This window comes from Mycobacterium sp. MUNTM1 (assembly GCF_054660795.1).
On the sequence record NZ_BAAGDE010000075.1, the window covers coordinates 1 to 25,689 of the forward strand.

The following is a 25,689-nucleotide window of genomic DNA, read 5'->3' on the forward strand; positions in this document are numbered from 1 at the left end:
GAGTTTGCGTGCTACGCGTTCGAGTGTCTCCAAAATTCCGAGGCGTTCCGGGTTGGTCAGCGCAGCATAGGAATGCTGGTGAAAACGAGCGGCCGCAGCGCACAACGCGTCAACGTCATGCTGAATCTGCTCACGGTCCATCAAACTCATGTGCGGCGCCCAGTCGGTCGTAGGAACGGGCTGCGCAGCTCATACCTGACTGCACCTCGCCAGCCGACGAGAAACTCGTACTCCTCAAGCACCTCAACCAGCTCGGAAAAGGTAATCGCCTCATACGAGTGTTCTTGAAGGCGAGCAACCACAGCGCACAACGCGTCATAGTCGGCCTGGATCTTTGCCAAGTCCATCGAACGCATGTTCGAATACTACGACGCCCTACCGACAAAATCCGCCCCGCGGTGAAAACACCGGGGCTAAAGTGGCACAAGTGATTTCGGCCGGCCCGCCCGAAGGCGAGCCGCCCGACTGCCGACCGAAGCCCTACTTCTGTTCGTAGGTGGCGTGGATGACCGCCCGCGCGATGGCATGCTGGAACAGGTTGAACCCGAGGAAGGCCGGGCTGGCGTCCTCGGGAAGATCCAACTTCTCGGTGTCCACGGCGTGCACGGCGATGTAGTACCGGTGCGCGCCGTGACCCGCAGGCGGCGCGGCCCCGATGTAGCGACGCTGTCCGGCGTCGTTCACCAGCGTCAGCGCATCCCCCGGCAGGTTGCTGCCATCGCCGGCGCCCGCGGGCAGCTCGGTGACGTCGGCCGGCACGTTGGCCACGGCCCAGTGCCAGAACCCGGAGGCCGTCGGAGCGTCGGGGTCGTAGACGGTGACGGCGAAGCTGCGGGTCTCGTCGGGGAATCCCGACCAGCTCAGCTGGGGGCTGACGTCTTCGCCGCCCGCGCCCATGATTCCGCTGACTTGCGGATTGGCCAGCGGCTGGCCGTCGGTAACCGATTGCGAAGTCAGCGTGAAGGTCGGCAGCTTCGGCAACGATGCGTACGGGTCAGGAGCAGTGCTCATGGCGGTCCTCTCGTGTGATCGGCTTGGTGATCTAGCAGTGGGTCAGGAAGTGGGCCAGCACGTCGGTGCCGAACCGCAGCGCATCGATGGGTACCCGCTCATCGACACCGTGGAACAGCGCGGTGAAATCCAGGTCCGGCGGCAACCGCAGCGGGCTGAACCCGAAACAGCGAATACCCAAGCGCGCGAACGACTTCGCGTCGGTACCACCGGAAAGCATATACGGGACGGTGCGGGCGTCGGGGTCGTGCGCCAGCACCGCCTCATTCATGGCATCGACCAGGTCGCCGTCGAAGCTCGTCTCATACGACGAGAAATCCTTGATCCACTCGCGCGTCACGTCCGGCCCGAGCAGCTCGTCGATCTCGGCCTCGAACGCCTCCTTGCGCCCCGGCAGGATCCGGCAGTCCACCACCGCTTCGGCGATGGCCGGCACGACGTTGGCCTTGTATCCGGCCTTGAGCATGGTGGGATTCGCGGTGTCGTGCAGCACCGCCTTGAGCATGCGGGCCATCGGCCCCAGCTTTTCGATCGCCCCACGAAGGTCGCCCGATTCGGTGTCGAAGGTCAACCCGGTCTCCTCGCTGACGGCGGCGAGGAACTGCGCGACCGCGTCGGTCAGCACGAGCGGAAACTGGTGGCGACCCAGCCGGCCAACCGCCTCGGCGACGGCGGTGACGGCGTTCTGGTCGTGCACCATCGACCCGTGCCCGGCCGGGCCGCGGGCGGTGAGCTTCATCCAGGACAACCCCTTCTCGGCCGTCTCGATCAGGTAGAGCCGACGCTCTCCCCCGTCCCGGCGCGGCACCGTCAGCGAGAAGCCACCCACCTCACCGATCGCCTCGGTGACGCCGGTGAAGAGTTCCGGCCGGTGATCGACCAGCCACTGCGCTCCGAACGTTCCGCCGTGTTCTTCGTCGGCGATGAATGCGAAGACCAAATCGCGCGGCGGCACGATGCCCGCGCGCTTCAGCTGGCGGGCCACCACGATCATCATGCCGACCATGTCCTTCATGTCGACCGCGCCGCGGCCCCAGACGAAGCCGTCTTTGACCGCGCCGGAGAAGGGGTGCACGCTCCACTCGGTCGGCTCGGCCGGCACCACGTCGAGATGCCCGTGGATCAGAAGCGCACCACGCGACCTGTCGGCGCCCGCCAGACGGACGAACACGTTCCCGCGGCCCGGGGCGCCGGACTCTACGTACTGCGGCGCATAGCCGACCTCGGCCAGCTGCTCGGCGATCCACTGCGCGCAGTCGGCCTCGCCCTTGGTCGTCTCCGGTTCGCCGGTGTTGGTGGTGTCGAAGCGGATCAACTTGCTGACAACCTCGACCACATCGTCGCTCCGGTTGGTTGGCACCTCGCTCGCCCCGCTCTGATTGGTCACAACCCCCTTTCCTACCATTGCCGAGGCCGGACGGCTCGATGCCGATCACCGAGACGTCCCGAGGGAGCTGGATTGGGTTCGCGGCGCGCAATCCGATAGCCTTAGCTGCCAACCCATGCTGGTTTGGCCTTGTCCGAGTGGCGGAATGGCAGACGCGCTAGCTTGAGGTGCTAGTGCCCTACTAATGGGCGTGGGGGTTCAAGTCCCCCCTCGGACACACACTGGGGCGAGCGAAATGGACGCTTGGAGTTCATTTCCGAGCCGATGGAGTGAGTGTGTTGAGCGGCGAAGCCGCGATCACACACGCATCTCCCCGCATCTATTGCCGGATATGCCGCTTCGGTGGCGGGTAGACGCCCCTGGCGATCGTCGCCGACAGCCACCCGATCGCCCACCCGCCGCACACCAGCAGAAACGTGTGCCGAGCGGCGGCGTCGCCCGCAGTGGAAACCACCGCCAAAATGACCGCCCAGACGACCGCGCAGGCGATGCTGTAGGCCGTGTAGGTGCCGTAACGCCGTCTCATCTCACCGATCCCCTCGGTCGTACTGACACTTCAGCCAACCCGAACTTTGCCACCGCGCCGAGCCTGACGCACGTAGCCTGAAGAGAAGTCCATCAGCCGGGAGCGTTAACGAATGAACCCATCGAGTGGCTTTGTCCGGCGGACCTCACTAAGGACGTTCGTCGACCGGCGCGAAGCCGGACGCGCGCTGGCGCAGCAACTGACGGCCTATCGCGGCCGGGACGATGTGCTGGTATTCGGGCTGGCCCGCGGCGGCGTGCCGGTGGCCTGGGAGATCGCCGCCGCGCTGAGGGCGCCGCTCGACGTCTTCCTGGTGCGCAAGCTCGGGGTACCGCAGTGGTCGGAGCTGGCCATGGGCGCCCTGGCCAGCGGCGGCGGCGTGGTGATGAACGAGGACGTGGTGGCCAGCCTGCGCATCACCGACGAGCAGGTGCGCGAGGTGATCGACAGCGAAACGGCCGAGCTGCTCCGGCGCGAGCACGCCTACCGCGGCGGTCGCCCGATCGCCGACCTGCGCGACCGGATCGCCATCCTGGCCGACGACGGAATCGCAACGGGCGCAAGCATGCTCGCTGCCGTGCGGGCCGTCCGGGCGGCCGGGCCGAAATCGATCGTGGTCGCCGTTCCGGTGGGGCCCGAGTCGACCTGCCGCGAGCTGGCGCAGGAGGCCGACGACGTGGTGTGCGCGACCATGCCGCCCGGATTCGAAGCGGTCGGGCAGGTGTACGACGACTTCCGTCAGGTCAGCGACGACGAGGTCCGCGAGCTGCTCAGCAGGCCGACTCGCTGAGAAGGGCGAGGGCGTTACGTGGTGGGCTCGTCGCCGCGGCCCTCGGCCACCACCTTCGACTCCTCGGTCGGCGCAGTCTCCCCCGTCGTCGCGGCCTCGCCCTCACCGGGGACTTCCTCGGGGTAGTCGACGTAGTCGCCCTCGTCGGCCTGGGCCTCCTCGGCATCCTGGATCTCGTCGCCGCCCAGGTCACGCCGCTGACGTTCGCGCAGCGCGTCCAGGATCAACAGCACCACGCCCACCACGCTGGCGGCGATGCAGACCCAAGCCACCAACTCGTTGCTGGTGACGACCGCGAACACCAACGCGACGAGCCCGATCAGGGCCAATACCAGCGCAATGATGAGCATCAGTCATCCTCCAAGCGACGAGCGGGACGGCGGTTTCAAGTCCTAGTGTGCCAACCCCGAACCTCGGCGAGTGACCGGCACGCCCGAAAGGCTAGTTGTTGCCCCGGTTGAACTGGTCGAAGCTGCCCGCATCCGCGCTGGAATCCACGGGTGCTGCGGATCCGCGCTGCCCGAGTTCCTCCAGCTGAGACTCCAGGTAGGTCTTGAGCCGGGTGCGGTATTCGCGCTCGAACGTGCGGAGCTGCTCCAGGCGGCCTTCCAGGACGGTGCGCTGCTGGTTGATGGTGCCCATGATCTCGGAGTGCTTGCGTTCGGCGTCGGCCTGCAGGGCGTCGGCCTTCTCCTGGGCCTGCCGCAGCTGGGTCTCGGAGCGGGTCTGCGCATCCGCGAGCATGGCGTCCGCGCGCTGCCGAGCCTCGGTGACCGTGGTCTCGGCGGTGCTGCGGGCCTCGCTGAGGATCTGGTCGGCGTTGGCGCGGGCGTCGGCCAGCATCTTTTCCGACTCGGTCTTGGCCGTGGTGGTCAGGCGGTCGGCGGTGTCCTGCGCCAGCGTGAGCACCCGGGCGGCCTTCATGGCCTGTTCCTCGTTGTTCACCGCCGCGGCCGGGGCTGCGGCGGGCGCCGGCTTGACCGGTTCCGGTTCGGGGACGGGCTCACGCACAGGAATGGCCTGGGTGGGCGCGGCGGCCGCGGCCGGGGTGGCCGAGCCACCGGAGGCCAGCTCGTGGTCGAGCTCTTCGATCCGCTGGCGCAGATCGCTGTTCTCTTCGATGAGCCGCGTCAGCTCGGCTTCCACCAGATCGAGGAAGGCATCGACCTCGTCTTCGTTGTAGCCCCGCTTGCCGATCGGTGGCTTACTGAACGCCACATTGTGGACGTCGGCTGGTGTAAGCGGCATTGTTTCGTCCCCTCAAGTTCCTGTCGAACGTTCTGGAAAGTGTAGAACGCAGTGGTAGCCGTAGTGCAACTGCCGTCCATCCTGTCACACCAGGCGCGACGGTTGCTGATTAGCCCAATAAATAAGAGCCAATTTCAAACAGTGAGGCCAATAAAATCCGAAACCTTAGAATTTTTAAATCGGCGGAACCAAACCGACGCTAAAACGTGGCCGAACCGTCTCCGGGCCGGAAGGGGTCGACCCTGACGGGGCTGTCGGCGGGCCGCGCGCGGACCGCGGAGGCTAAGCCGCGGCGCCGAACGCCAGCTGCATGCCGATGAACGCGACGAGCAACAGCACCATGATCGAGAGGTCGAAGCGGACCGCCCCGATGGTGAGTTGCGGGATCAGCCTGCGAAGCAGTTTCACCGGCGGATCGGTGATCGACAGGATGATCTCCAGCACGACCACGGTGACGCCAGTCGGATGCCAGTCCCGGCTGAACGAGCGGATGAACTCGACGACGACCCGAGCGATGAGCAGCAGCCAGAAAATGAATAGCGCAAACCCAAGGATCTGAAAGAACAACACCAACTGAAGTGCCCCGACCTTACCTCTGAGATGCCCAGCGATGCCAAGCGCCGCGGACCAAGCGCGGCGCCTGCCAGCGTACCGACTCCGGGTAAGTGGCCTTGTCTCACGTCGCCCCGGGACCCGTCGACGATCCGGGCCGCCCGCCGGGGCAGCGGGCGGCGGATGCCTCTATTGGTAAGCGTAGAAACCGGTTTCGGCGATCCTGCGGCGCTCCTCCGGGGACACGTCCACGTCGGCGGGCGAGAGCAGGAACACCTTGGTCGCGACCTTGTCGAACGAGCCGCGCAGCGCGAACGCCAGGCCGGCCGCGAAGTCGACGAGCCGCTTGGCGTCGGCGTTGTCCATCGACACCAGGTCCATGATGACCGGGGTACCGTCGCGGAAACGCTCGCCGATGGTGCGGGCCTCGCTGTAGTCCTTGGGCCGCAGCGTGGTGATCTTCGACAGCGGGTGACCCTCTTCGAACATCATCGCCATCCGGCGCGGATCCATCGCCAGTGCTCCGCGGGTGGAGTTGCGCAACCACGAGCCGAAGCGCGGGCCGCCGCGCTCGCCGCGGTCGAACTCGCGCGGGTGGACGGCGCCGTAGCGGGGCTCGTCGCCGTATCCCCCGCGGTACCCGGCGGGAGGCGGGTAGTCGGCGGGCTCGCGGCGCGGGTCGTCGTAGTCGTCTTGCTCGTAGCGACCGTATCCGTCGTCAAATCGCGGGCGCGGGAAACCACGGGACGGAGCGTGGTCGTCGTAATACTCGTCCTCGTAGTCGTCCATTGGGGCCATACCGAAATAGGCCTTGACTTTGTGCAGTGTGCTCATTGCGTTGACCCTTCTAGCCCCTGGGAGTACTGGTGTTAGTGATAAAGCTGTTACTGCAGTGACTACTTACGGTGACGGTAACCGCCGTGGACCCAATAGCGCGGTACCGACACGCACACATGTCGAACCGTGTTTGACCGCAATTTCGAAGTCGTTGGACATGCCGGCGGACAGCCCGACGGCGTTGCGGTGCGACTCGAGGACCCGGCGATGCTCGGATCGGAGCCGCTCAAAGGCCTCGTCGGGGTCCGAGTCCAGCGGCGGAATCCCCATCAGCCCGATCAGGTCCAGATTCTTGGAGTCCTCGACCTGGTCGCACACCTGGTCGACGGCTCCCGGCCGGGATATGTCGACGCCGCCGCGCGTCTCGTCGCCGTCGAGGCTGACCTGAACGTAAATCCGCATCGGGGCGGTGCGGCGGCCCTCGTTCAGCGCCGCCGCAACGCCCTTGTCGAGCGCGGACACCAGGTGCGCGCTGTCGACGGAGTGCGCGGTGTGCGCCCAGCGCGCCACCGACCGGGCCTTGTTCCGCTGAATATGACCCACCATGTGCCAGCGCGGATTTGCCACATCCGCGCGCCCGGACGCCGCCAGCAATCGGGTGACTTCGGCCACTTTCGCGGTCGCTTCCTGATCCCGCGATTCGCCGATGACGCGACAACCCAATCGGGACAAAGTCACAACATCGGTTGCTGGGAAGTATTTGGTAATCGGCAGAACTTCGATTTCGCCGACATTGCGGCCCGCCGCTTCCGCCGCCGCCGCAAGTCGAGAGCGCACCGACGCCAATGCGTGCGTCAATTTCGATTCGCGGTCTCCCCCGGCTGGCATCTCCACCGCCACGCGGTCACTCCATCCAGATCAGTGAGGCCAGCCGGCCGGTCGGCGCATCTCGGCGATGACTGAACAGCGCAGCGTCGTCCACCGTGCAGCGCGGATCGATGTCTATTGCCGTCACCCCCAAATCCGTTAGCTGGCAAGCGATCCCTGCTCGCAGGTCAAGTCCGGGACTTCCGGCTGCCGTGGTGGTCCGGCTGCCGGGCAGCGCCGCCTCGACCTCGTCGGCCATGGCCGCGGGCACTTCGTAATTGCGGCCGCTGACCGCGGGCCCCAACAACACCGAAATGTCTTCGGCCCGCGCGCCGAGCTCCAGCATCTTCTCCACCGTGCGGGTCACCACCCCGCGCTGGGCGCCGACCCGGCCGGCGTGCACCGCCGCGGCCACGCCGGCGCGCGCGTCGGCCATCAACACCGGGACGCAGTCGGCGGTGATCACCGCCAGGGCGAGGCGCGCGGTGCGGGTGACCAACGCGTCGGTGTCGTCGACCGCCGCGTCACGCGCCCCGTCGACCACCTCCACCCGAACACCGTGGACCTGGTTCATCCACACCACGCGGCCGGCGCGCAGCCCGATCGTGGCGGCCAGCCGGGCCCGGTTGTCGGCGACCGCCGCCGGGTCGTCCCCGACGTGGTCGCCAAGGTTGAAGGTGTCGAACGGCGGTTTCGAGACACCACCGGCGCGGGTGGTGGTCACCCGCCGGATGCGAACGCTCACATGACCAGTATCCGGAAACCGCCGCTCGTGCCGAGGGTGCACAGAAGTACGCACGGGATCGGTGTGTCTTGTGCAAACACGCACGCTCGCGGTCCGAAATCAGCGACGCATGAACGGCGGCACGTCGACGTCATCGTCATCGCCGCCAATATTCAAGGTCGAGCCGTTGGTGTGGACCGGCACGCTCACCGCGTCGACCGGTTCGAACAACGTCGAGGTGAGCTTGCCCGCCTTCGCCGACTCGATCCGGTGCGCACCGCCGGTCTTCTCCTCCTTATCGGCGCTGCCGCCGATCACAGGTTTGCGCCCGGCGCCCGCGGCGTCGAAGCCCGCGGCGATGACGGTGACGCGCACCTCGTCGCCCAGCGAGTCGTCGATCACGGTGCCGAAGATGATGTTGGCGTCCTGGTGGGCGGCGTCCTGCACCAGCGAGGCCGCCTCGTTGATCTCGAACAGGCCGAGGTCGCTGCCGCCGGCGATGGACATCAGCACGCCGTGGGCGCCCTCCATCGAGGCTTCCAGCAGCGGCGAGTTGATGGCGATCTCGGCGGCCTTGAGCGAGCGGCCCTCGCCACGGGCCGAACCGATACCCATCAGGGCCGTGCCCGCGCCGGACATGATGCCCTTGACGTCGGCGAAGTCCACGTTGATCAAACCCGGCGTGGTGATCAGGTCGGTGATGCCCTGCACACCGTTGAGCAGCACCTCGTCGGCGCTGCGGAAGGCGTCCATCAGCGATACCGCGGCGTCGCCCATCTGCAGCAGCCGGTCGTTGGGGATCACGATCAGGGTGTCGCAGCTCTCGCGCAACGCCGAGATGCCGCTTTCGGCCTGGTTGCCGCGCCGCTTGCCCTCGAACGAGAACGGCCGGGTGACCACGCCGACGGTGAGCGCCCCCAGCTTGCGGGCGATGCTGGCGACGACGGGCGCCCCGCCGGTGCCGGTCCCGCCGCCCTCGCCGGCGGTGACGAACACCATGTCCGCGCCACGGAGCAACTCCTCGATCTCGTCCTTGGCGTCCTCGGCCGCCTTGCGGCCGACCACCGGGTCCGCCCCGGCCCCCAGGCCACGCGTGGACTCGCGCCCGACGTCGAGTTTGACGTCGGCATCGCTCATCAACAGCGCCTGCGCGTCGGTGTTGATCGCGATGAACTCCACGCCTTTGAGGCCTTGTTCGATCATCCGGTTGACGGCGTTGACGCCGCCGCCACCGATACCCACGACCTTGATGACGGCCAGGTAGTTATGCGGGGGGGTCATCATTCGTCTTCCTCCCTGATGGGCTTGGCTCAGCTCTCCCGGCGGTGGGCTCCTCCGGACGTTCGCGGGACCTCCCTGGCAAACCCTCAACCTCAACCATAGAGTTAGAGTTATGTCAAGTAGTTCCGCGCAACCAGAACGGTATGGGTATGGCGCGCCCTAACCCCGCAGGCGCGCCGACACGCGCCCCGCAAATTTTGCGCAATTTTCCCCCGTTTGGGCCGCGTGCGCGCTGCTCGGCGGCGCATCGCGCGGCGCGACGTGACGAAGATCGCTACTTGACCGTCGGCAGGTCCGGGCTGGACACGTCGTAGGTCTTGCCGGGCTGGGTCAGCAGCGCGGCCAGCTTCTCGGCCTTCTCGTCGGTGCGGTCGGTGGTCCCCCAGATCACCACCCGGCCGTCGCCCAGAGTCAGGGTGATCGAGGCCACCGAGGGAGCGGCGATGCGGCCGACCTGGCCCTCGACCTCGGGGCGCAGCGCGGTCAGCACCTGCAGGGCCGCCTTGGTCGCCGGGTCGTTCGGCCCCGGGTCGGCGACGTCGAGGTACGGCAGCGCAGGCGGCGGCGGCCCGGTCGCGAAGTCCACGCCGTCGCGGTCGAAGAGATGCGGGCCGTCGGGAAAGTCCTTGACCGCCACCGGGATTCGCTCGACGATGGTGATCCGCAGCGCCGACGGATACTGGCGCTGCACCCGCGCGCTGGCCACCCGCCGGATCGCCGCCACCCGGTCGGCGACCTGGTTGGTGTTGATCTGCAACAGCGGCGTCCCGATCCGCACCCGCGCCGCGTCCAGGACCTCTTCCCGGGTCACCACGCCGGTGCCGACAACGACGATGTTGCGGGCCGACATCGCGGGGGTGAAGTAGAGAATCAGGGCCAGCCCGATGCCGACGATCACCAGCAAGACCGTCACCAGCAGCATCTTCAGCCCCCGAACCACGCCCCGCGCAACGGGTTTGGGCTCGTTGATCAGCCGTCCGCTGGCCCGGCGCTTCGCCTCCCGGCGGGCCTCTTCGATGGCGGTGGCCCGGGCCTGCGCGGCGCGGCGCTCGGCCCGCTCCCGGCGGGCGCGCCGGCGAGGCCCCTCGACCTCGCCCTGGTTGGCCCCCTGACCGTCGCCCGCGTCGGCCCCGGGCCGGCCCCCGCCCGTACCGGTGGCGAGCGGTTCGGTGATGTCGCCGGCGGGCCGACCCTCCACCGGTTCGCCGAGCGCGCTGGCCGGGACGGGGTCGTCCGGCTCCGTCATCGCAACGCCCCGGGGGCGCCGCGGTTGGCGCGCACCCGCAACGCCGTGACGATCTCGGGCCCCAGCAGGGTCACGTCGCCGGCGCCCATGGTGACGATGACGTCGCCGGGCCCGGCCGCCGCCGCCACCTGCTCGGCCGCCGAGGCGAAGTGCGGGAGATACCGCACCGGCACGCTGACGTGCTCGGCGACGCTGGCCCCGCTGACACCGGCCAGCGGTTGTTCGCGGGCGCCGTAGACATCGAGCACGAAAACCTCGTCCGCCGCGTCCAGGGCCTGCCCGAACTCCTCGGCGAAAGCCTTTGTCCGCGAATACAAATGAGGCTGGAACACCGCGATGCTGCGGCCGTCACCGCTTTGCTCGAGCAGGGTGCGCACCGCCGCCAGCGTGGCGACGATCTCCGTCGGGTGATGGGCGTAGTCGTCGAACACCCGCACCGAGGCCGCGCTGCCGACCAGTTCGAACCGGCGGCGCACGCCCTCGAAGCCGGCCAGGCCGTCCAGCACAGCCTCGATCGGGGCGCCGATCTCGAGCGCCGCCAGCAGCGCGCCCATCGCGTTGAGCGCCATGTGACGGCCGGGCACCGACAACCGCATCACCCGCGGGTGCTGCTCCGGGTCCAGTGCGGGGGCCAGCCGGATCTGCGCGACCGCCTCGGTGCCCTGCTGCTGCCACGACAACAACGTCGCGGCAAGTTCGTCGCCGGCGCGCGGCGATCCGTACCGCAGCACCCGGATGCCCAGCTCGGCCGTGCGCCGGGCCAGCGCCTCGGCCCCCGGGTCGTCGACGCACACCACCAGCGCCCCACCGGGCGCCAGCCGCTCCACGAAGGCGTCGAACACCGCGACATAGGCGTCGGCGCTGCCGTAGAAGTCCAGGTGATCGGTCTCGATGTTGGTGACCACGGCGACGTTGGGCGTGTATTCCAGCAGCGAGCCGTCGCTTTCGTCGGCCTCCGCGACGAAGCAGTCGCCGCTGCCGTGGTGGGCGTTGGTGCCCGCCTCGCCCATCTCGCCGCCGACCGCGAACGACGGGTCGCGCCCGCAGTGCTGCAGCGCCACGATCAACATCGACGTCGTCGTCGTCTTGCCGTGCGTGCCGGTGACCATCAACGTGGTGCGGCCGTTCATCAGCTTGGCCAGCACGGCCGGCCGCAGGATCACCGGGATGCCGCGCCGCCGGGCCTCGACGAGCTCGGGGTTGGTCTTCGGGATGGCGGCGTGCGTGGTGATAACCGCGGTGGCGCCGCCGGGCAACAGGTCCAGCGAGGACGCGTCGTGGCCGATGTTGATCTGCGCGCCCCGGGCCCGCAGCGCGTGAATGCCGCGCGACTCCTTGGCATCCGAGCCGGAGACCAGCCCGCCGCGGTCGAGCAGGATGCGGGCGATGCCCGACATGCCGGCTCCCCCGATGCCGACCATGTGCACCCGCTGCAGCTCGGGCGGCAGCTGTTCGGTGTTCACGAGGTTTCCCCGGTCCACCGGGCACTCAAGCGGCCTAGCCGGGCCTTCCTGGCTATGTCCAGCGCCGCCTGGGCGACCTGGCGCGCCGCGTCGGGGTGCCCCACCCGCGCCGCGGCGGTCGTCATGGCCGCCAGCCGCGGCGGGTCGCCCACCAGCCCCGCCACTTCCCGGGCCACCAGCTCGGGCGTCAGGTCGGCGTCGGCGACGATCATGCCGCCGCCGGCGTTGACCACGGGCAGCGCGTTGAGCCGCTGCTCCCCGTTGCCGATCGGCAGCGGCACGTAGATGGCCGGCAGGCCCACCGCCGACACCTCGGCGACCGTCATCGCGCCGGACCGGCAGATCACCAGGTCGGCGGCCGAATACGCCAGGTCCATCCGGTCGAGGTAGGGCACCGCTACGTACGGCGGGTCGCCGGGCTGGGGCTCGCGCAGGTCGAGCGTGTTCTTGGGGCCGTGCGCGTGCAGGACGGCCACGCCGGCGGCGGCCAACCCGGCGGCCGCCCCGGACACGGCCCGGTTCAGCGAGGCCGCGCCCTGCGACCCCCCGAACACCAGCAGCACGCGCGCGTCATCCGCGAACCCGAAGAAGCGGCGCGCCTCGTCGCGCAACGCCGCGCGGTCCAGCGCCGTGATGGTCTCGCGCACCGGCACCCCGACCACCTCGGCGCGCGGCAGCCCGCATTCGGCCACCGCGGACAGCACCCGCTCGGCGGTGCGGGCGCCGACCCGGTTGGCCAGCCCGGCGCTGGCATTGGCCTCGTGGATCACCACCGGGACCCGCGGCTTGCCCGGCGAGACCCCGCGGGCGGCCAGGTAGGCCGGCAGCGCCACGTACCCGCCGAAACCGATCACCACGTCGGCGTCGACCGCCCTGAGCACGGCGCGGGTTTCCCGGACGGCCCGCCACACCCGCGAGGGCAGCCGGGCCAGGTCGCCGCTGGGTTTGCGCGGCAGCGGCACCGGCGTGATGAGCTGGAGGTCATAGCCGCGCTCGGGCACCAGCCGGGTCTCCAGCCCGCGGGCGGTGCCCAGCGCGGTGATCCTGACCTGCGGGTCGAGGGCGCTCAGCGCGTCGGCGACGGCCATCGCCGGCTCGACGTGGCCGGCGGTTCCGCCGCCGGCCAGCACCACCGACAGCGGCTTAAAAGACGACAACGCGGCACCGGCGGGCGAAGGGTTTACCCCCTGCCCGCCGGTCGGCTTGTTGACCGTGTCGTTCACCCGTAACGCTGACCTTCCAGTGCGCGAGCGCGTCGTGGCTGACGCTGGCCGGCCGCCTGGCTGACGCGGCGCTGGCCAGATCCATGATGCCTCGCCCGTGATCGAGCGGTACCCCCAGTCTGGCGGGCCGGCCGCCCGCCCGTTCGCGGTAGCGCCGGCCGCAGCGGTGCGTCGGCTTTCTGGGAGGCCTTCTGGGCGGCCTTGCGGGGGGCCTTCCGGCCCGGCGCGGCGGCGCCCTTGCGCGGCGGCTCGGCCGACTTCGGGCGGGCACGCTTGCGATCGCGGAACGCCTCCAGGCGCGTCGGCGAGTATGGCTCGGGCAGCGGCAGCCGCAGTATCCGGTTCACCTTGTCGTCGCGGCCGGCCCTCAGCGCGGCCACCGCCTCGGGTTCGTGACGAGCGGCGTTGGCCATGATGCCGATCATGAAAAGCGTTGCCGCGGTTGATGTTCCACCGGCGGAAATCAGCGGCAGCTGAATACCGGTGACCGGGAGGATGCCAATGACGTAGCCGATGTTGATGAAGGCCTGGCCCAGCACCCACATGGTGGTGGTGGCTGTCAGCAGCCGCAGGAACGGGTCGGCCGAGCGGCGGGCGATCCGCATGCCGGTGTAGGCGAACAGCCCGAACAGCACCAGCAGCGCGAAGGCGCCGATGAATCCGAGTTCCTCGCCGATGATCGCGAAGATGAAATCGTTGTGCGCGTTGGGCAGGTAGTTCCATTTGGCGACGCCCTGGCCCAGGCCGTCGCCGAAGATTCCGCCGTGCGCCAGCGCGAATTTGGCCTGCCGGGCCTGGTAGCCGGTGTCCTGCGGGTCGTTCTCGGGGTTGATCCAGGACCGCACCCGGTCCGACCGGTAGCCGGCCGACATGGCCAGGACCGCGCCGGCGACGAAGACCGCCAGCAACGAGGTGACGAACACGCGCAGCGGCAGGCCCGCGTACCACAGCAGGGCTAGCAGGATGATGCCCAGCGACACCGTCTGCCCGAGGTCGGGCTGCGCGACGATCAGCGCCAGGGCGATCACCGCCGCGGGCACCAGCGGAATCAGCAGTTCGCGCAGGCTCGCCCGCTCCAGCCGGCGGGCGGCCAACATGTGCGCACCCCAGATGGCGAAGGCGATCTTGGCTAGCTCGGAGGGCTGCATGGAGAAGCCCGCGACCACGAACCACTTACGAGATCCATTAGCCAGGTTGCCGATACCGGGAACGAGCACCAGCACCAGCAGGATGATCGTGACGACGTAGCCGGTGAACGCGACGCGGCGGATGAACCGCACCGACATCCGCAGTGAGGCGTAGCAGGCGATGAGCCCGATCACGGTCCACAGCACCTGCTTGCCGAAGATCACCCAGGCCGATCCGTCGGCGTCGTAGGACCGCACGCCGGACGCCGACAGCACCATGATCAGCCCGAGCGTGGTCAGCAATCCGGCGATGGCGATGATCAGGTGAAACGACGTCATGGGCCGGCCCAGCCAGGCGCCGAATCGGCTGTGCGTGCCGCCCTCGCGGGCGGCCTCGTCCTTCTTGGCCTTGCGCGGCTTGTCGGCCTTCTGCTGGGCCTTGGTGTCCGGCCCGGACTTGGGCTCCGCGGCGGTGTCGGTTTCGGCGTCCTCCGCGCCGGCGTCCTCGGCCGGGCCCGGCTTGGCCGTGACGGTTTCGGTGGCGTCTTTCCCCCGGCCCAGCAGCCGGGTCAGTGGGTTACCCACGCCCGCCCTACCGGAGCGCCGCGCGGACGGCAGCGGCGAACGCGTCGCCACGGTCGGCGTAACCGGCGAATTGGTCGAACGATGCGCCCGCAGGTGCCAGCAGGACGGTGTCACCGGGCCGCGCCACGGTACGCGCCGCGGCCACCGCCGCGTTCATCACCGCCGAGCCCAGATTGTCACCCGTTTGTTTCACTTCTGTCACATCTGCCCCAGGAACCACAGCAGTCGCATCCATACCAGCATCCTCGCCTGTCACAACGTGCAGGACGGGGACATCCGGCGCGTGTCGCGATAACGCCTCTGCAACCTCGTGCCGATCTCGGCCGATCAGCACCGCCCCGACCAGCCGCGACGCCATCCTGGCGACCTCGGCGTCGACCGAGGCGCCCTTCAGCAGGCCGCCGGCTATCCAGACGACGCGGGGGTAGGCCAGCACGGACGCCTCGGCGGCGTGGGGATTGGTGGCCTTGGAGTCGTCGACGTAGGTGATGCCGTCCGCGACGGCCACGACTTCGGCCCGGTGCCGGCCCACCCGAAAGGAGGCGATCGCGGCCGCGATCGCCTCGGCCGGTACGTCGACGCAGCGCGCCAGCGCCGCGGCGGCCAGCGCGTCGAGCACCCCGACCGGCCCCGGCACCGGGATGGAGTCGACCGGCAGCAGGGCCAGGTCGTCGGCGAAGGCGCGGTCGACCAGGTGGCCCTCGCGCACGCCCAGCTCCCCCGCCGCCGGTTGTCCCAGCCGGAAGCCGACCCGCACCGGCGCGCGGGCGGTGTCCAGCAGCGCCGCCGCCCGGGCGTCGTCCAGGCCCGCCACCGCCACCCGACCATCGAGCACCCGCGCCTTCGCCGCGGCGTAGGCGTCCAGGCTGCCGTGCCAGTCCAGGTGGTCTTCGGCGATGTTGAGCACCGCACCGGCCTCGGGCTTCAGCGAAGGCGCCCAATGCAATTGGAAGCTGGACAGCTCGACGGCCAGCAATTCGGCGGGATGTTCCAGGACGTCGAGCACCGGGTCGCCGATGTTGCCGCACAGCAGGCTGCGCCGGCCGCCGGCGGTCAGCATGGCGTGCAGCATCGACGTGGTGGTCGTCTTGCCGTTGGTCCCGGTCACCACCAGCCAGCGCCGCGGCGGCCCGTAATGGCTCGCGGCGTCGAGCCGCCAGGCCAGCTCCACGTCACCCCAGATCGGCACCCCGGCCGCCGCGGCGGCGACCAGCAGCGGCGCGGTCGGCGCGAAGCCGGGACTGGTGACCACCAGCGCGTACCGGGCGATCTCATCGGTGGCCGTCGAGGTGGACGCGGTCGCCACCCCCGCGTCGGCGTAGCCGCGCAGCCGGGCCGGGTCGTCGTCGCACAGCGTCGGTGCCGCGCCGAATCTCGTCAGCGCCGCCAGCACCGCCTTGCCCGTCACCCCGCCGCCGGCCACCAGCACCGGCGCGCCGGGCGCCAGGGGTTCAAGACCGCTCATCAGGCACCTATCGCGCCCAGCCACTCACCGTAGAAAAGGGCCACGCCCAGGCCGCAGGCGATCGCGGTGAGCAGCCAGAAGCGGATGATGACCGTGGTCTCGGCCCAGCCGGCCAGTTCGAAATGGTGATGGAAGGGCGCCATCCGGAACACCCGGCGCCCGGTGGTGCGAAAAGTCAAGATCTGCAACACAACCGAGCTGACCTCGGCGACGAACAACGAACCCAGCACGACGGCGAGGATCTCGGTGCGGCTGGTGACCGAGAGGCCCGCGATGATGCCGCCCAGGGCCAGCGATCCGGTGTCGCCCATGAAGATCTTGGCGGGCGCGGCGTTCCACCACAAAAAGCCGATGCAGGCGCCCGCGGTGGCGGCCGCGACCAGCGCCAGGTCCAGCGGATCGCGCACGTTGTAGCAGCCCAGCCCCGGGGCGGTGACGCAGGCGTTGCGGTACTGCCAGAAGGTGATCAACACGTAGGCGGCGGTGACCATCGCCATGCTCCCGGCGGCCAGCCCGTCCAGGCCGTCGGTGAAGTTGACCGCGTTGGACCAGGCGCTGACCACGACCACGCAGAACAATACGAACAGGCCCGGAGCCAGTGTGACGGTGGCGATCTCGCGCACGTAGGACAGGTCCGCGCTGGCCGGCGTCAGGCCGTTGTTGTTGTGGAACTGCAGCGCCAGCACGCCGAACAGCACCGCGGCCGCCACCTGCCCGATGGTCTTGGCCGTCTTGTTCAGGCCGAGGTTGCGCGACCTGCGGATCTTGATCAGGTCGTCGAGGAATCCGACGCCGCCGAGCACGGTCGCCAGGCCCAGCACCAACAGGCCCGAGACGGTGACGCCCTCGCCGTCGAAGGCCATCCCGGCCAGATGCGTGCCCACGTAGCCCGCCCAGATGCCGGCCAGGATAGCCACGCCGCCCATCGACGGCGTGCCGCGTTTGGCGTGGTGGGTCGGCGGGCCGTCCTCGCGGGTGTGGTGGCCGAAGCCCTGCCGGGTGAACAGCCGGATCAGCGCAGGGGTCAGCAGGATCGATACGGTCAGTGCGACGGCGACGGCGATCAGGATCTGCCTCATCGGCCAGTCCCTGACTCTTCTGGTGACGACCCGCTTCGCCCGGCTTCGCCGCCCTCGCGATCGTCACGGGCAAGCGCGTCGGCCAGCGCACCGAGCCCGGCGGAGTTCGACGCCTTGACCAGCACGACGTCGCCGGGTTGCACCTCGGCCTGCAACAACGCTAGGGCGGCGTCGCTGTCGGCGACGTTGACGGCCCCCTGATCGGCTGCGCCCCAGGAACCCTCCATGACCGCTCCGTGGTGCATGGCGCTCATCGACCTCCCACTTCCCACGACAACGAGTCGAGACACATCTAAGCGCACGGCCAGCCGGCCGATGCGATCGTGCTCGGCGATGGCGTCCTCACCCAGCTCAGCCATCTCGCCGAGCACCGCCCAGCTCCTGCGCTTTTCGGCGGGGCTTTGGCCGCCGCCCGCGCCCCCGCCGTGGGCGATCCAGGCCAGCGCCTGCAACCCGGCCCGCATCGAATCGGGGTTGGCGTTGTAGGCATCGTCGATCACGGTAACCCCGTCGGCGCGGGTGGTGACCTGCATGCGGTGCCGGGACACCGGCCCCGTCCCGGCGAGTGCGGCCGCCACCTGGTCGAGGCCGGCGCCGCATTCCAGCGCGACCGCGGCCGCGCACAGCGCGTTGCCCACCTGGTGATCGCCGTAGACGCCGAGTTGCACCTGCACCTGCGCGACCCCCGACGCCTCGCGCCGGTGCAGGGTGAACCGCGGCCTGGCCAGCTCGTCGAGCGACACCGGCCCGGCCCACAGGTCGGTGGGGCCCGCGTTGGTGTGCTCGGCGCGGCCGACCCGGACCACCCGGGCCGCGGTGACGTTCGCCATCTCCGCAACCGCCGGATCGTCGGCGTTCAGGATCACCACGCCGGATGACGGAATAGATTGCGGCAGTTCGGATTTCGTCTGGGCGATGGCCTCGCGTGAGCCGAACTCGCCCAGGTGCGCGGTGCCGACGTTGAGCACCACCCCGATGGACGGTGTGGCGATGTCGGCCAGCGCGGCGATGTTGCCGGGATGCCGGGCCGACATCTCGAGGAGCAGGTAGTCGGTGTCGGCCGTCGCGCGCAGCACCGTCCACGGATGCCCCAGCTCGTTGTTGAACGACCCGGGCGGGGCCACCACCTCGCCCAGCGGCGCCAGCACGGCGGCCACCAGGTCCTTGGTCGACGTCTTGCCCGACGACCCGGTGATGCCGACGATGGTCAGCCCGCCGGCCACCAGTTCGGTGGCCACCGCCTTGGCCAGCTTGGCCAGCGCGGCCAGCACCGCGGCCCCCGAACCGTCCGGGTCGTGCTCGAGCACCCCGGCCCGCGACCCCGACGCCGCATCGGGTGCCACGACGACGGCGGGAACCCCGACCGGCCGCGCGGCCAACACCGCGACCGCGCCGGCCGCCACGGCCGAGGCCGCATGGTCGTGCCCGTCCGAGCGTGCGCCCGGCAGCGCCAGGAACAGGCCACCGGGCTTGACGGCGCGCGAGTCGAATTCGACGGTCCCGGTGACGCGCAGTTTCGCGGCGTCCTGCGGCGAGATGTCGGACAACGTGCCGCCGACGATGTCGGCGATCTGCGCGACGGTCAACTCGATCATGCGCGATCCTCCAACGCCTGCGCCAGCTCGACGCGGTCGTCGAACGGGCGGACCACGTCGCCGGTGCGTTGCCCGGTTTCGTGGCCCTTGCCGGCGATCAGCACCACGTCGCCGGGGCCGGCCCAGGCGACGGCGTGCCTGATCGCGTCGCGCCGATCGGCGACCTCGACAACCTCTGTCGCGCAACCACTTTCGTTCGCGCCCGCCAGGATCTCGCGGCGAATCGACGCCGGGTCCTCGCCGCGCGGATTGTCGTCGGTGACGACGACCAGGTCGGCCAGCTCGGCGGCCGTCGCGCCCATCGGCCCCCGCTTGCCCGGATCGCGCTCGCCGCCCGCGCCGAACACCACCGCCACGCGCCGGCCCGGACGCGCCAGCGTGGTCAGCACCGCGCGCAAAGCGCCCGGCTTGTGGGCGTAGTCGACCAGCGCCAGGAAGTCCTGCCCCGCGTCGATCTGTTCCATCCGTCCCGGCACGCGGGTCTGCCGCAGCCCCGGCGCCGCCCGCTCCGGTGATACTCCCACCGCGTCCAGAAGGGCCAGCGCCAGAAGGCAATTGGCGACGTTGTAGTGCCCGGGCAGCGGGACCTCGACCTGGTGCTTCGCCCCGGCGGGGTCGATGACGGTGAACCGCTGTCCCCCGGCGCCCACCGGGGCCACGTCGACGGCGCGCCAATTCGCGGGCCTGCCCTCGGCGCTGACCGTGATCGCGTCGCCGGCCCGAACCGCCATGGCCCGCCCGGCCTCGTCGTCGATGCACACCACCACGCGGCGTGCCCGCAGCGGCGAATTCGGCTCGAACAGCAGGGCTTTGGTGTCGAAGTAGTCTTCCATGGTCGGGTGAAAGTCGAGGTGATCGCGGGAAAGATTGGTGAAACCGCCGACCGCGAAGCCGGTTCCGTCCACCCGGCCCAACGCCAGCGCATGGCTGGAGACCTCCATCACGACGGTATCGACGCCCCGTTCGGCCATCGCCGCCAGCATCGCCTGCAGGGCGGGGGCCTCCGGCGTGGTGAGCGCGCTGGGGACGTCGACGCCGTCGATGCGAATCCCGATGGTGCCGATCAGCCCGGCCGTGCGGCCGGCGGCGCGCAGACCGGACTCGACCATATAGGTGGTGGTGGTCTTGCCGGAGGTGCCGGTGATGCCGATGACGGCGACCCGCTCGGACGGGCGCCCGTACACCGTGGCGGCCAGCCCGCCGAGCACGCCGCGGGGGTCTGGATGCACCAGCGTCGGCACGGTCGCCGCTCCGGTCGCGGCCATCTCCGCGACGCCGGCGGGGTCGGTGAGCACGGCGGCCGCGCCGCGTTCGATCGCCTCGGCGGCGTAGCGGGCCCCGTGCGTCGTCAGGCCGGGCAGCGCGGCGAACAGGTCACCGGGCCGCACGTCCTGGGCGCGCAGCGTCACACCGGTGATCGTCACGTCGGGCACCACGGTCTCCTGGCCCGGGCCGTCGGCCGCCACCGCGCCGACCTGGTCGGCGAGCGCGGATAGCCGCGCGCCGGCGGCGGCGCTGGGGCGTAACCCGGTGGGCACCGGCACAGTCACACCTCCCTCTGACGCCGCGTGATCCTCATGATCGGCCATGACACCCTACCTAGCCGCAACCGGCCGGGAGGCGATCCGCGCGCCGGCGGGGCCGCCGGCCGTCTGGCGGCTAGGTGGCCTGCAGGGTCAGCGGCGGGCCGGGGTCGGGCGACAGCGGCACGTTCTCGCGCTGCATGAGCCAGCCGGCGATGTTGTGGAACAGCGGGGCCGCCGAGTGCCCGGGCGTGCCGTCGGCGTTGCGCTCCGGGTTGTCCATCATGATGCCGATGACGTAGCGGGGGTTGTCGACGGTGGCCATCCCAGCGAACGTGATCCAGTAGACGTTGTCGAAGTAGCAGCCGCAGGCCGGGTTGATCTGCTGCGCGGTGCCCGTCTTGCCGGCCATCTGGTAGCCCGTGACCGCGCCGGCCGAGCCGGTGCCCTGCTGGTAACCCATCGGGTCCTTCTGCACGACGGCGCGCAGCATGTTGCGCACGGTCTGCGCCGTCTGCGGCGAGACCACCCGCACGCCGTCCGGGCGCGGCTCCTCGGTGCGCGTGCCGTCGGGGGCGATGGTGGCCTTGATGATCCGCGGAGGTATCCGCAGGCCGTCGTTGGCGATCGCCTGATACATGCCGGTCATCTGCAGCAGCGTCATCGAAAGGCCCTGGCCGATGGGCAGGTTGGAGAAGGTGCTGCCCGACCACTGGTCGATCGGCGGCACCAGTCCCGCGCTCTCGCCGGGCAGGCCCACGTTGGTGCGTTGCCCGAGACCGAATTTGCGGACCATGTCGTAGAAGCGCTCCGGGCCGACGCGCTGGGCGAGCATCAAAGTGCCGACGTTGGAGGACTTTCCGAACACGCCGGTGGTGGTGTAGGGCATCACGCCGTGATCCCATGCGTCGTGGATGGACACCCCGCCCATCTGGATGGTGCCGGGGACCTGCAGCACCTCATCGGGATTGGACAGGCCGTACTCGATGACCGACGACGCGGTGATCACCTTGTTCACCGAGCCGGGCTCGAACGGCGACGACACCGCCAGGTTGCCCAGCTGCCTGTCGCCCTGCCGGCCGATGTCCTGGGAGGGGTCGAAGGTGTTGTCGTTGGCCATCGCCAACACCTCGCCGGTCTTCGCGTCGAGCACGACGGCCGAAACATTGTGCGCGCCGGACACATTCTTGGCCTGCTGAACCTGCTGCTGCACGTAGAACTGGATGTCGTCGTCGAGGGTCAGCTGCACCATCGAGCCGTTGACCGCCCGATGCCGGTTGCGGTAGCTGCCGGGGATGACCACGCCGTCGGATCCGCGGTCGTAGGTGACCGAGCCGTCGGTGCCGGACAGCACCGAGTCCATGGCCTCCTCCAGCCCCAGCAGGCCGTGACCGTCCCAGTCGATGCCGCCGACGATGTTGGCCGCCAACGACCCGCCCGGGTACTGGCGCAGATCCTGGCGCTCGGAGCCGACCTCGGGATACTTGTCCGAAATCGCACTGGCGACAGCGGGATCCACGGCACGGGCCAGGTAGACGAAGTTGTCGTCGGTTTGTAGCTTCTTCAAGACGGTCGCCGAATCGGGCTTGTTGCCCAGCCGGCTGGAGACCTCCTTGGCGATATCGCGCAGCCGCTGCTGCGGATCGGGGGCGGTCGAGTTCTTGGCCTTGGCCTCCTCCAGTTGCTTGCGGATCCGTTTCGGCTGGAACGTCAGCGCACGCGACTCGATGGTGAAGGCGAGCTGGTCTTTGCGACGGTCGATGATGCTGCCGCGCACCGCCTTTTCCACGTCGGTGACCTTGAGCTGTCCGGCGGCCTGGGCGCGCAGCGACGGGGCGCTGGTCACCTGCAAGACGAACAGCTGGGAGGCGGCCACCAGCATGAGCACCAGGATCACCACGTTGCCGGCGCGGTGCCGGAAGACGAATGACCCGCCGCGGCTGGTCAACTCGACGATCTGGCGGGTGCGACGCTCCCGCGCCGAGTGCCCGGCCGTGGCCGCCTCGGACCGCTGGGCCGGCCCGACGCCCTTGGCCTGCTTGGCCTTCCGGAATCGCTTCGGTTCCCGCACATCGCGGCCGTCGTCGGCCTGCTGCGGTTTCGGGCGACGCTTGGGTTGCCGTGCGCCCTTGCCCGCCAAGTCCTTACGGGGACCACGTGTCGGCCGCGCCGACTGCGACCGGCGTGCCCGCGGGGATTCGGCGCGGCTCACCTGGGGGCACCTGGCGGCGCGGCGACCGCCGGCCCGGGCAGGCCGTTGGCCGGCGCGGCGGGAACCACCGGTTGGGCCGGCGCCGCGGGGCGGCCCAGCTGCAGCGGGACCGGAATCTCCGCGGGCAACGGCGCGGGCATCTGGCCAGGAGCCGGAACCGGCAGCCCGCCCAAAGGAATTGGCACCTCGGCCGGCACCGGCGCGGTCGCGGGCCCGGCCGGCATCGGCAATCCCGGCGTGGGCAGCCCCGGCGTGGGCAATCCCGGCAGCACACCGGGGGCGCGTCCGGTGACCGGGGCAGCGGGCAAGCCGGGCAATGCACCCGTCGCCGGTCCGCCTGGCATGCCGGGCAGCGTACCCGGCACCGGCACACCGGGTGCGGCAGGCGCGCCGGGCACCGGCGGCACCGCCGGTGGCAGGTGCTGCCCGCCCACCGTCGACGCGCCGTCGGGCGCGCGCAGCAGCGCTTCGGGCCCTGTCCTCGGCGGGGCGGGGCCACCGGGGGCGGGTTCCAGCCGCATCGAGACTTCGGGCGGGGCGGCCGGTGGCTTGGGCGGCTGCGGCGCCTCGTCGGGGAGCTTGTTGTTCAGCGGCGGCGGCGGAACGCCGTCGGCCGGCTTGGGGTCACCGACCACCACCCAGTTCCCGGACGCGTCCTGGACCAGGTGCGCGGTGTCTCTGCTCGGGATCATGCCCTGCTTGCGGGCGGCCTCCGCCAGCGCCGGCGCGGCCTCGGCCTCGCGCACGTCGCGCTCCAGCGCCTCCTTCTGCTGCTGCAGCAGCCGGGTCCGCTCCCGGGCGTGGCTCAGCTTGTAGGACCGCTCGGCGGAGTCGGTGGACAGCCATAGCGTCAGCCCGAGCCCGACGCCCAGCGCGCCGATGATCAGCACGACGAACGGGACCTTGCTGGCCAGCGTCCGCGGCCGCAGGTCGATCGCCGCCAGCCGGGCGGCCAGCCGCTCGGTAAGGCGGGGGCGAACAACCTTGGGCGCCTTGGCTTTCCGCGCCTTGGCCCGCGCCTTGGCCTGGCTGGTGCTCTTCGGCCGGGCCGGCCGCTCGACCGGCCGGGCGATGGGGCTGGTCTGCGGTCCGGACTTGGGTGCGCGGGCCTCGCGGGCGGGCGCCGAGGTGCGGCCGTTCCGGGCGCGCCGCGCCGAGCCGGATTCGGCCGCGGGCCGACGGCTCCGCCGGGCAGAACCGTCGCGTCCACCCCGACGGTCGGTGCCGCCGCGCCGTTTGGACGTCTCGCGCTCTGCTCTCATGCGTCGCCTTTCCCGCTTGCGTGCTGTGATTCCATTCGTTGCAGTGCCCGCAATCGCACTGCGGCACTGCGTGGATTGCGTTCGACCTCGGTCGCGTCGGCGCGCCCGGCGCCGTGCGTCAGGGCCCGGAATCGCGGCTCATGGCCGGGAAGCTCGACCGGCAGATCCACCGGGGTGCGCGACGCGACCGCCTGGGCGAAGAGCCGCTTGACAATCCGGTCCTCCAGCGATTGGTAGGCCATCACGACGATGCGCCCGCCGACGTCCAGGGCGTCCAGGGCGGCCGGGAGGGCACGGCGCAGCGTGTCCAGCTCGTCGTTGACCGCGACCCGCAGCGCCTGGAACGTGCGCTTGGCCGGGTGCCCGCCGGTGCGCCGGGCCGCGGCCGGAATCGCTTCGTAGAGCAGGGCTACCAGGTCTGAGGTCGAGGTGAACGGCTCGCGGGCGCGCCGGCGCACGATGTGCGCGGCGATGCGGCGCGCGAACCGCTCCTCGCCGTAGCGGTGCAAGATGTTAGCCAGCTCCGCCTCGTCGTAGGTGTTGACGATGTCGGCCGCGGTCAGCGACGACGACGGGTCCATCCGCATGTCCAGCGGCGCGTCCTGGGCGTAGGCGAAGCCCCGCTCGGCGCGATCGAGCTGCATGGACGACACCCCGAGGTCGAACAGCATTCCGTCCACCGATTCGGTTGCCGCATAACCTGATTCGTCCAGCGCCGCGGCGATGCCGTCGTAGCGCGTGTGCACCAGCGTGACCCGGTCGGCGAAGCGGGCCAGCCGGGCCCCGGCGATGTCCAGCGCGGAAGGATCGCGGTCGAGTCCGATCAGCCGCAGGCCCGGCAGGTCGGCGAGGAACCGTTCCGCGTGTCCGCCGGCGCCGAGCGTGGCGTCCAGCAGCGTCGCCCCCGACCCGTCGGGGTGGTGGCGGGTCAGTGCGGGCGTGAGCAGTTCGACGCAGCGTTCCAGGAGGACGGGGACGTGCCCGTGATCGTCGGAACTCGAATTGTCAGCCACCGCAACGCCTCCACGGATCTGCCGGCACCCGTCGGCCACTCGGACCCCGCAGCGACGGGACCGCGCGCCGCTGACGGCCCGCGCCGCCCGGACCGGCCTTACCAGGTGCTCGGGAAGGTGGGCAGCCCCTGCATCGAGGTCTCTGACCGAAGTCGCGAACCTGGCGTTGGGGAAGTACGCCAGGGTCGGTTCGGGCAGAGGCCACGTTGCACGGGCATGCGCCTCAGATGATGTCGCCGAGTGCTTCATCGCTGGCCGCGGAGAAGTTCTCTTCGTGGGTCTCTTGGTAGTCCTGCCAGGCCTGCGCGTCCCAGATCTCGAGGTTGTCGATCGCGCCGATGACCACGCAGTCCTTCGTGAGGTTCGCGTAGCGCCGGTGATCGGCCGACAACGTGATCCGGCCCTGCGCGTCGGGATGCTGCTCGTCGGTGCCGGCGGCGAGATTGCGGAGAAACGCCCGGGCCTCGGGGTTGCTCCGCGAGGCCTTGCTCGCGCGGCGGGCCAGCTGCTCGAATTCCGCCCGCGGGTAGACGGCGAGGCTGTGGTCCTGGCTCTTGGTGACCATCAACCCCCCTGCCAGCGCGTCGCGAAACTTGGCGGGCAGCGTCAGCCGCCCCTTGTCGTCGAGTTTGGGCGTGTAGGTGCCGAGAAACACCAGCTCACCTCCCCTATGGGGTCACCCAAACACTGCAGCCACCATACCCCACAATCCCCCACTACGCCCCATTCTTTG

Annotated in this window: 23 protein-coding genes, 1 tRNA gene and 1 pseudogene; 2 read left to right on the top strand and 23 right to left on the bottom strand. The window is 70.2% G+C overall.

Going from position 1 to position 25,689, the window contains the following annotated elements:
• Positions 1-146 precede the first annotated feature (146 nt).
• From ACYQ8K_RS27255 to ACYQ8K_RS27265, 3 genes are all read right to left on the bottom strand, one after another.
• Positions 147-356 (bottom strand): hypothetical protein, encoded by a 210-nt coding sequence (locus ACYQ8K_RS27255; RefSeq protein WP_459974045.1) that lies wholly within the window; start codon positions 354-356, stop codon positions 147-149.
• 124 nt (positions 357-480) lie between these two features.
• Positions 481-1,011, bottom strand: coding sequence for a YbhB/YbcL family Raf kinase inhibitor-like protein (locus ACYQ8K_RS27260; protein ID WP_459974047.1), 531 nt, complete (start codon positions 1,009-1,011; stop codon positions 481-483).
• Positions 1,012-1,042: 31 nt separating this feature from the next.
• Positions 1,043-2,398, bottom strand: a complete 1,356-nt coding sequence (locus ACYQ8K_RS27265; RefSeq protein WP_459974049.1) for a M20/M25/M40 family metallo-hydrolase — start codon at positions 2,396-2,398, stop codon at positions 1,043-1,045.
• A gap of 131 nt (positions 2,399-2,529) precedes the next feature.
• On the opposite strand from ACYQ8K_RS27265, the gene ACYQ8K_RS27270 reads away from it, so the two are divergent.
• Positions 2,530-2,615, top strand: a tRNA-Leu gene (locus ACYQ8K_RS27270).
• Between the two features lie 102 nt (positions 2,616-2,717).
• Here ACYQ8K_RS27270 and ACYQ8K_RS27275 read toward each other — a convergent pair.
• Positions 2,718-2,924: a hypothetical protein gene (locus tag ACYQ8K_RS27275; RefSeq protein ID WP_459974050.1), complete on the bottom strand. Its 207-nt coding sequence runs from the start codon at positions 2,922-2,924 to the stop codon at positions 2,718-2,720.
• A gap of 112 nt (positions 2,925-3,036) precedes the next feature.
• Here ACYQ8K_RS27275 and ACYQ8K_RS27280 point away from each other — a divergent pair.
• Positions 3,037-3,714, top strand: a pseudogene (locus ACYQ8K_RS27280) (phosphoribosyltransferase); the annotation flags it as partial.
• 14 nt (positions 3,715-3,728) lie between these two features.
• On the opposite strand, the gene ACYQ8K_RS27285 reads toward ACYQ8K_RS27280, so the two are convergent.
• The 19 genes from ACYQ8K_RS27285 to mraZ form a co-directional block, all read right to left on the bottom strand.
• A complete protein-coding gene (locus tag ACYQ8K_RS27285) occupies positions 3,729-4,064 on the bottom strand; it encodes a hypothetical protein (protein ID WP_459974052.1) in 336 nt (111 codons plus the stop codon).
• A 91-nt stretch (positions 4,065-4,155) separates the two neighbouring features.
• A complete protein-coding gene (gene wag31, locus ACYQ8K_RS27290; RefSeq protein ID WP_459974053.1) occupies positions 4,156-4,962 on the bottom strand; it encodes a DivIVA-like cell division protein Wag31 in 807 nt (268 codons plus the stop codon).
• 282 nt (positions 4,963-5,244) lie between these two features.
• Complete coding sequence (locus ACYQ8K_RS27295) at positions 5,245-5,535, bottom strand: YggT family protein (RefSeq protein ID WP_459974055.1); 291 nt, start codon at positions 5,533-5,535, stop codon at positions 5,245-5,247.
• 168 nt (positions 5,536-5,703) lie between these two features.
• Positions 5,704-6,348, bottom strand: coding sequence for a cell division protein SepF (locus tag ACYQ8K_RS27300; RefSeq protein ID WP_007770769.1), 645 nt, complete (start codon positions 6,346-6,348; stop codon positions 5,704-5,706).
• 66 nt (positions 6,349-6,414) lie between these two features.
• Positions 6,415-7,179: a YggS family pyridoxal phosphate-dependent enzyme gene (locus ACYQ8K_RS27305; protein ID WP_459974085.1), complete on the bottom strand. Its 765-nt coding sequence runs from the start codon at positions 7,177-7,179 to the stop codon at positions 6,415-6,417.
• Positions 7,180-7,195: 16 nt separating this feature from the next.
• A complete protein-coding gene (gene pgeF, locus ACYQ8K_RS27310) occupies positions 7,196-7,903 on the bottom strand; it encodes a peptidoglycan editing factor PgeF (protein WP_459974058.1) in 708 nt (235 codons plus the stop codon).
• 99 nt (positions 7,904-8,002) lie between these two features.
• On the bottom strand, positions 8,003-9,163 hold the full coding sequence (ftsZ, locus tag ACYQ8K_RS27315; protein WP_459974060.1) for a cell division protein FtsZ: 1,161 nt from the start codon (positions 9,161-9,163) through the stop codon (positions 8,003-8,005).
• 274 nt (positions 9,164-9,437) lie between these two features.
• Positions 9,438-10,409, bottom strand: coding sequence for a cell division protein FtsQ/DivIB (locus ACYQ8K_RS27320; RefSeq protein WP_459974062.1), 972 nt, complete (start codon positions 10,407-10,409; stop codon positions 9,438-9,440).
• Positions 10,406-11,872, bottom strand: a complete 1,467-nt coding sequence (murC, locus tag ACYQ8K_RS27325) for a UDP-N-acetylmuramate--L-alanine ligase (protein WP_459974064.1) — start codon at positions 11,870-11,872, stop codon at positions 10,406-10,408. Before murC ends, ACYQ8K_RS27320 begins: the two co-directional genes overlap by 4 nt.
• Positions 11,869-13,095 (bottom strand): undecaprenyldiphospho-muramoylpentapeptide beta-N-acetylglucosaminyltransferase, encoded by a 1,227-nt coding sequence (murG, locus tag ACYQ8K_RS27330; RefSeq protein ID WP_459974066.1) that lies wholly within the window; start codon positions 13,093-13,095, stop codon positions 11,869-11,871. The genes murC and murG overlap by 4 nt, the downstream gene beginning before the upstream one ends.
• Positions 13,092-14,807, bottom strand: a complete 1,716-nt coding sequence (gene ftsW / locus ACYQ8K_RS27335) for a putative lipid II flippase FtsW (RefSeq protein ID WP_459974068.1) — start codon at positions 14,805-14,807, stop codon at positions 13,092-13,094. The genes murG and ftsW overlap by 4 nt, the downstream gene beginning before the upstream one ends.
• A 7-nt stretch (positions 14,808-14,814) precedes the next feature.
• Positions 14,815-16,272 (bottom strand): UDP-N-acetylmuramoyl-L-alanine--D-glutamate ligase, encoded by a 1,458-nt coding sequence (gene murD, locus ACYQ8K_RS27340; RefSeq protein WP_459974070.1) that lies wholly within the window; start codon positions 16,270-16,272, stop codon positions 14,815-14,817.
• Complete coding sequence (gene mraY, locus ACYQ8K_RS27345) at positions 16,272-17,351, bottom strand: phospho-N-acetylmuramoyl-pentapeptide-transferase (RefSeq protein WP_459974072.1); 1,080 nt, start codon at positions 17,349-17,351, stop codon at positions 16,272-16,274. Before mraY ends, murD begins: the two co-directional genes overlap by 1 nt.
• Complete coding sequence (locus tag ACYQ8K_RS27350) at positions 17,348-18,946, bottom strand: UDP-N-acetylmuramoyl-tripeptide--D-alanyl-D-alanine ligase (RefSeq protein WP_459974074.1); 1,599 nt, start codon at positions 18,944-18,946, stop codon at positions 17,348-17,350. Before ACYQ8K_RS27350 ends, mraY begins: the two co-directional genes overlap by 4 nt.
• Complete coding sequence (locus ACYQ8K_RS27355) at positions 18,943-20,535, bottom strand: UDP-N-acetylmuramoyl-L-alanyl-D-glutamate--2,6-diaminopimelate ligase (protein ID WP_459974076.1); 1,593 nt, start codon at positions 20,533-20,535, stop codon at positions 18,943-18,945. Before ACYQ8K_RS27355 ends, ACYQ8K_RS27350 begins: the two co-directional genes overlap by 4 nt.
• A 70-nt stretch (positions 20,536-20,605) precedes the next feature.
• Positions 20,606-22,681 (bottom strand): peptidoglycan D,D-transpeptidase FtsI family protein, encoded by a 2,076-nt coding sequence (locus ACYQ8K_RS27360; protein ID WP_459974077.1) that lies wholly within the window; start codon positions 22,679-22,681, stop codon positions 20,606-20,608.
• Positions 22,678-23,943: a hypothetical protein gene (locus ACYQ8K_RS27365; protein ID WP_459974079.1), complete on the bottom strand. Its 1,266-nt coding sequence runs from the start codon at positions 23,941-23,943 to the stop codon at positions 22,678-22,680. The genes ACYQ8K_RS27360 and ACYQ8K_RS27365 overlap by 4 nt, the downstream gene beginning before the upstream one ends.
• Positions 23,940-25,205, bottom strand: a complete 1,266-nt coding sequence (gene rsmH, locus ACYQ8K_RS27370) for a 16S rRNA (cytosine(1402)-N(4))-methyltransferase RsmH (RefSeq protein WP_459974081.1) — start codon at positions 25,203-25,205, stop codon at positions 23,940-23,942. Before rsmH ends, ACYQ8K_RS27365 begins: the two co-directional genes overlap by 4 nt.
• Positions 25,180-25,611, bottom strand: coding sequence for a division/cell wall cluster transcriptional repressor MraZ (mraZ, locus tag ACYQ8K_RS27375; RefSeq protein ID WP_459974083.1), 432 nt, complete (start codon positions 25,609-25,611; stop codon positions 25,180-25,182). Before mraZ ends, rsmH begins: the two co-directional genes overlap by 26 nt.
• Between the last annotated feature and the right edge of the window lie 78 nt (positions 25,612-25,689).

Excerpts from the sequence above, each read along its gene's own strand:
- ACYQ8K_RS27350 (WP_459974074.1), bottom strand. The coding sequence starts at position 18,946 with ATGATCGAGTTGACCGTCGCGCAGATCGCCGACATCGTCGGCGGCACG.
- ACYQ8K_RS27260 (WP_459974047.1), bottom strand. The coding sequence starts at position 1,011 with ATGAGCACTGCTCCTGACCCGTACGCATCGTTGCCGAAGCTGCCGACC.
- ACYQ8K_RS27255 (WP_459974045.1), bottom strand. The coding sequence starts at position 356 with ATGCGTTCGATGGACTTGGCAAAGATCCAGGCCGACTATGACGCGTTG.
- ACYQ8K_RS27355 (WP_459974076.1), bottom strand. The coding sequence starts at position 20,535 with ATGGCCGATCATGAGGATCACGCGGCGTCAGAGGGAGGTGTGACTGTG.
- ACYQ8K_RS27285 (WP_459974052.1), bottom strand. The coding sequence starts at position 4,064 with ATGCTCATCATTGCGCTGGTATTGGCCCTGATCGGGCTCGTCGCGTTG.
- ACYQ8K_RS27300 (WP_007770769.1), bottom strand. The coding sequence starts at position 6,348 with ATGAGCACACTGCACAAAGTCAAGGCCTATTTCGGTATGGCCCCAATG.
- rsmH (WP_459974081.1), bottom strand. The coding sequence starts at position 25,205 with ATGAAGCACTCGGCGACATCATCTGAGGCGCATGCCCGTGCAACGTGG.
- wag31 (WP_459974053.1), bottom strand. The coding sequence starts at position 4,962 with ATGCCGCTTACACCAGCCGACGTCCACAATGTGGCGTTCAGTAAGCCA.
- ACYQ8K_RS27320 (WP_459974062.1), bottom strand. The coding sequence starts at position 10,409 with ATGACGGAGCCGGACGACCCCGTCCCGGCCAGCGCGCTCGGCGAACCG.
- ACYQ8K_RS27305 (WP_459974085.1), bottom strand. The coding sequence starts at position 7,179 with ATGCCAGCCGGGGGAGACCGCGAATCGAAATTGACGCACGCATTGGCG.
- mraY (WP_459974072.1), bottom strand. The coding sequence starts at position 17,351 with ATGAGGCAGATCCTGATCGCCGTCGCCGTCGCACTGACCGTATCGATC.
- murD (WP_459974070.1), bottom strand. The coding sequence starts at position 16,272 with ATGAGCGGTCTTGAACCCCTGGCGCCCGGCGCGCCGGTGCTGGTGGCC.
- ACYQ8K_RS27365 (WP_459974079.1), bottom strand. The coding sequence starts at position 23,943 with ATGAGAGCAGAGCGCGAGACGTCCAAACGGCGCGGCGGCACCGACCGT.
- ftsZ (WP_459974060.1), bottom strand. The coding sequence starts at position 9,163 with ATGACCCCCCCGCATAACTACCTGGCCGTCATCAAGGTCGTGGGTATC.
- ACYQ8K_RS27275 (WP_459974050.1), bottom strand. The coding sequence starts at position 2,924 with ATGAGACGGCGTTACGGCACCTACACGGCCTACAGCATCGCCTGCGCG.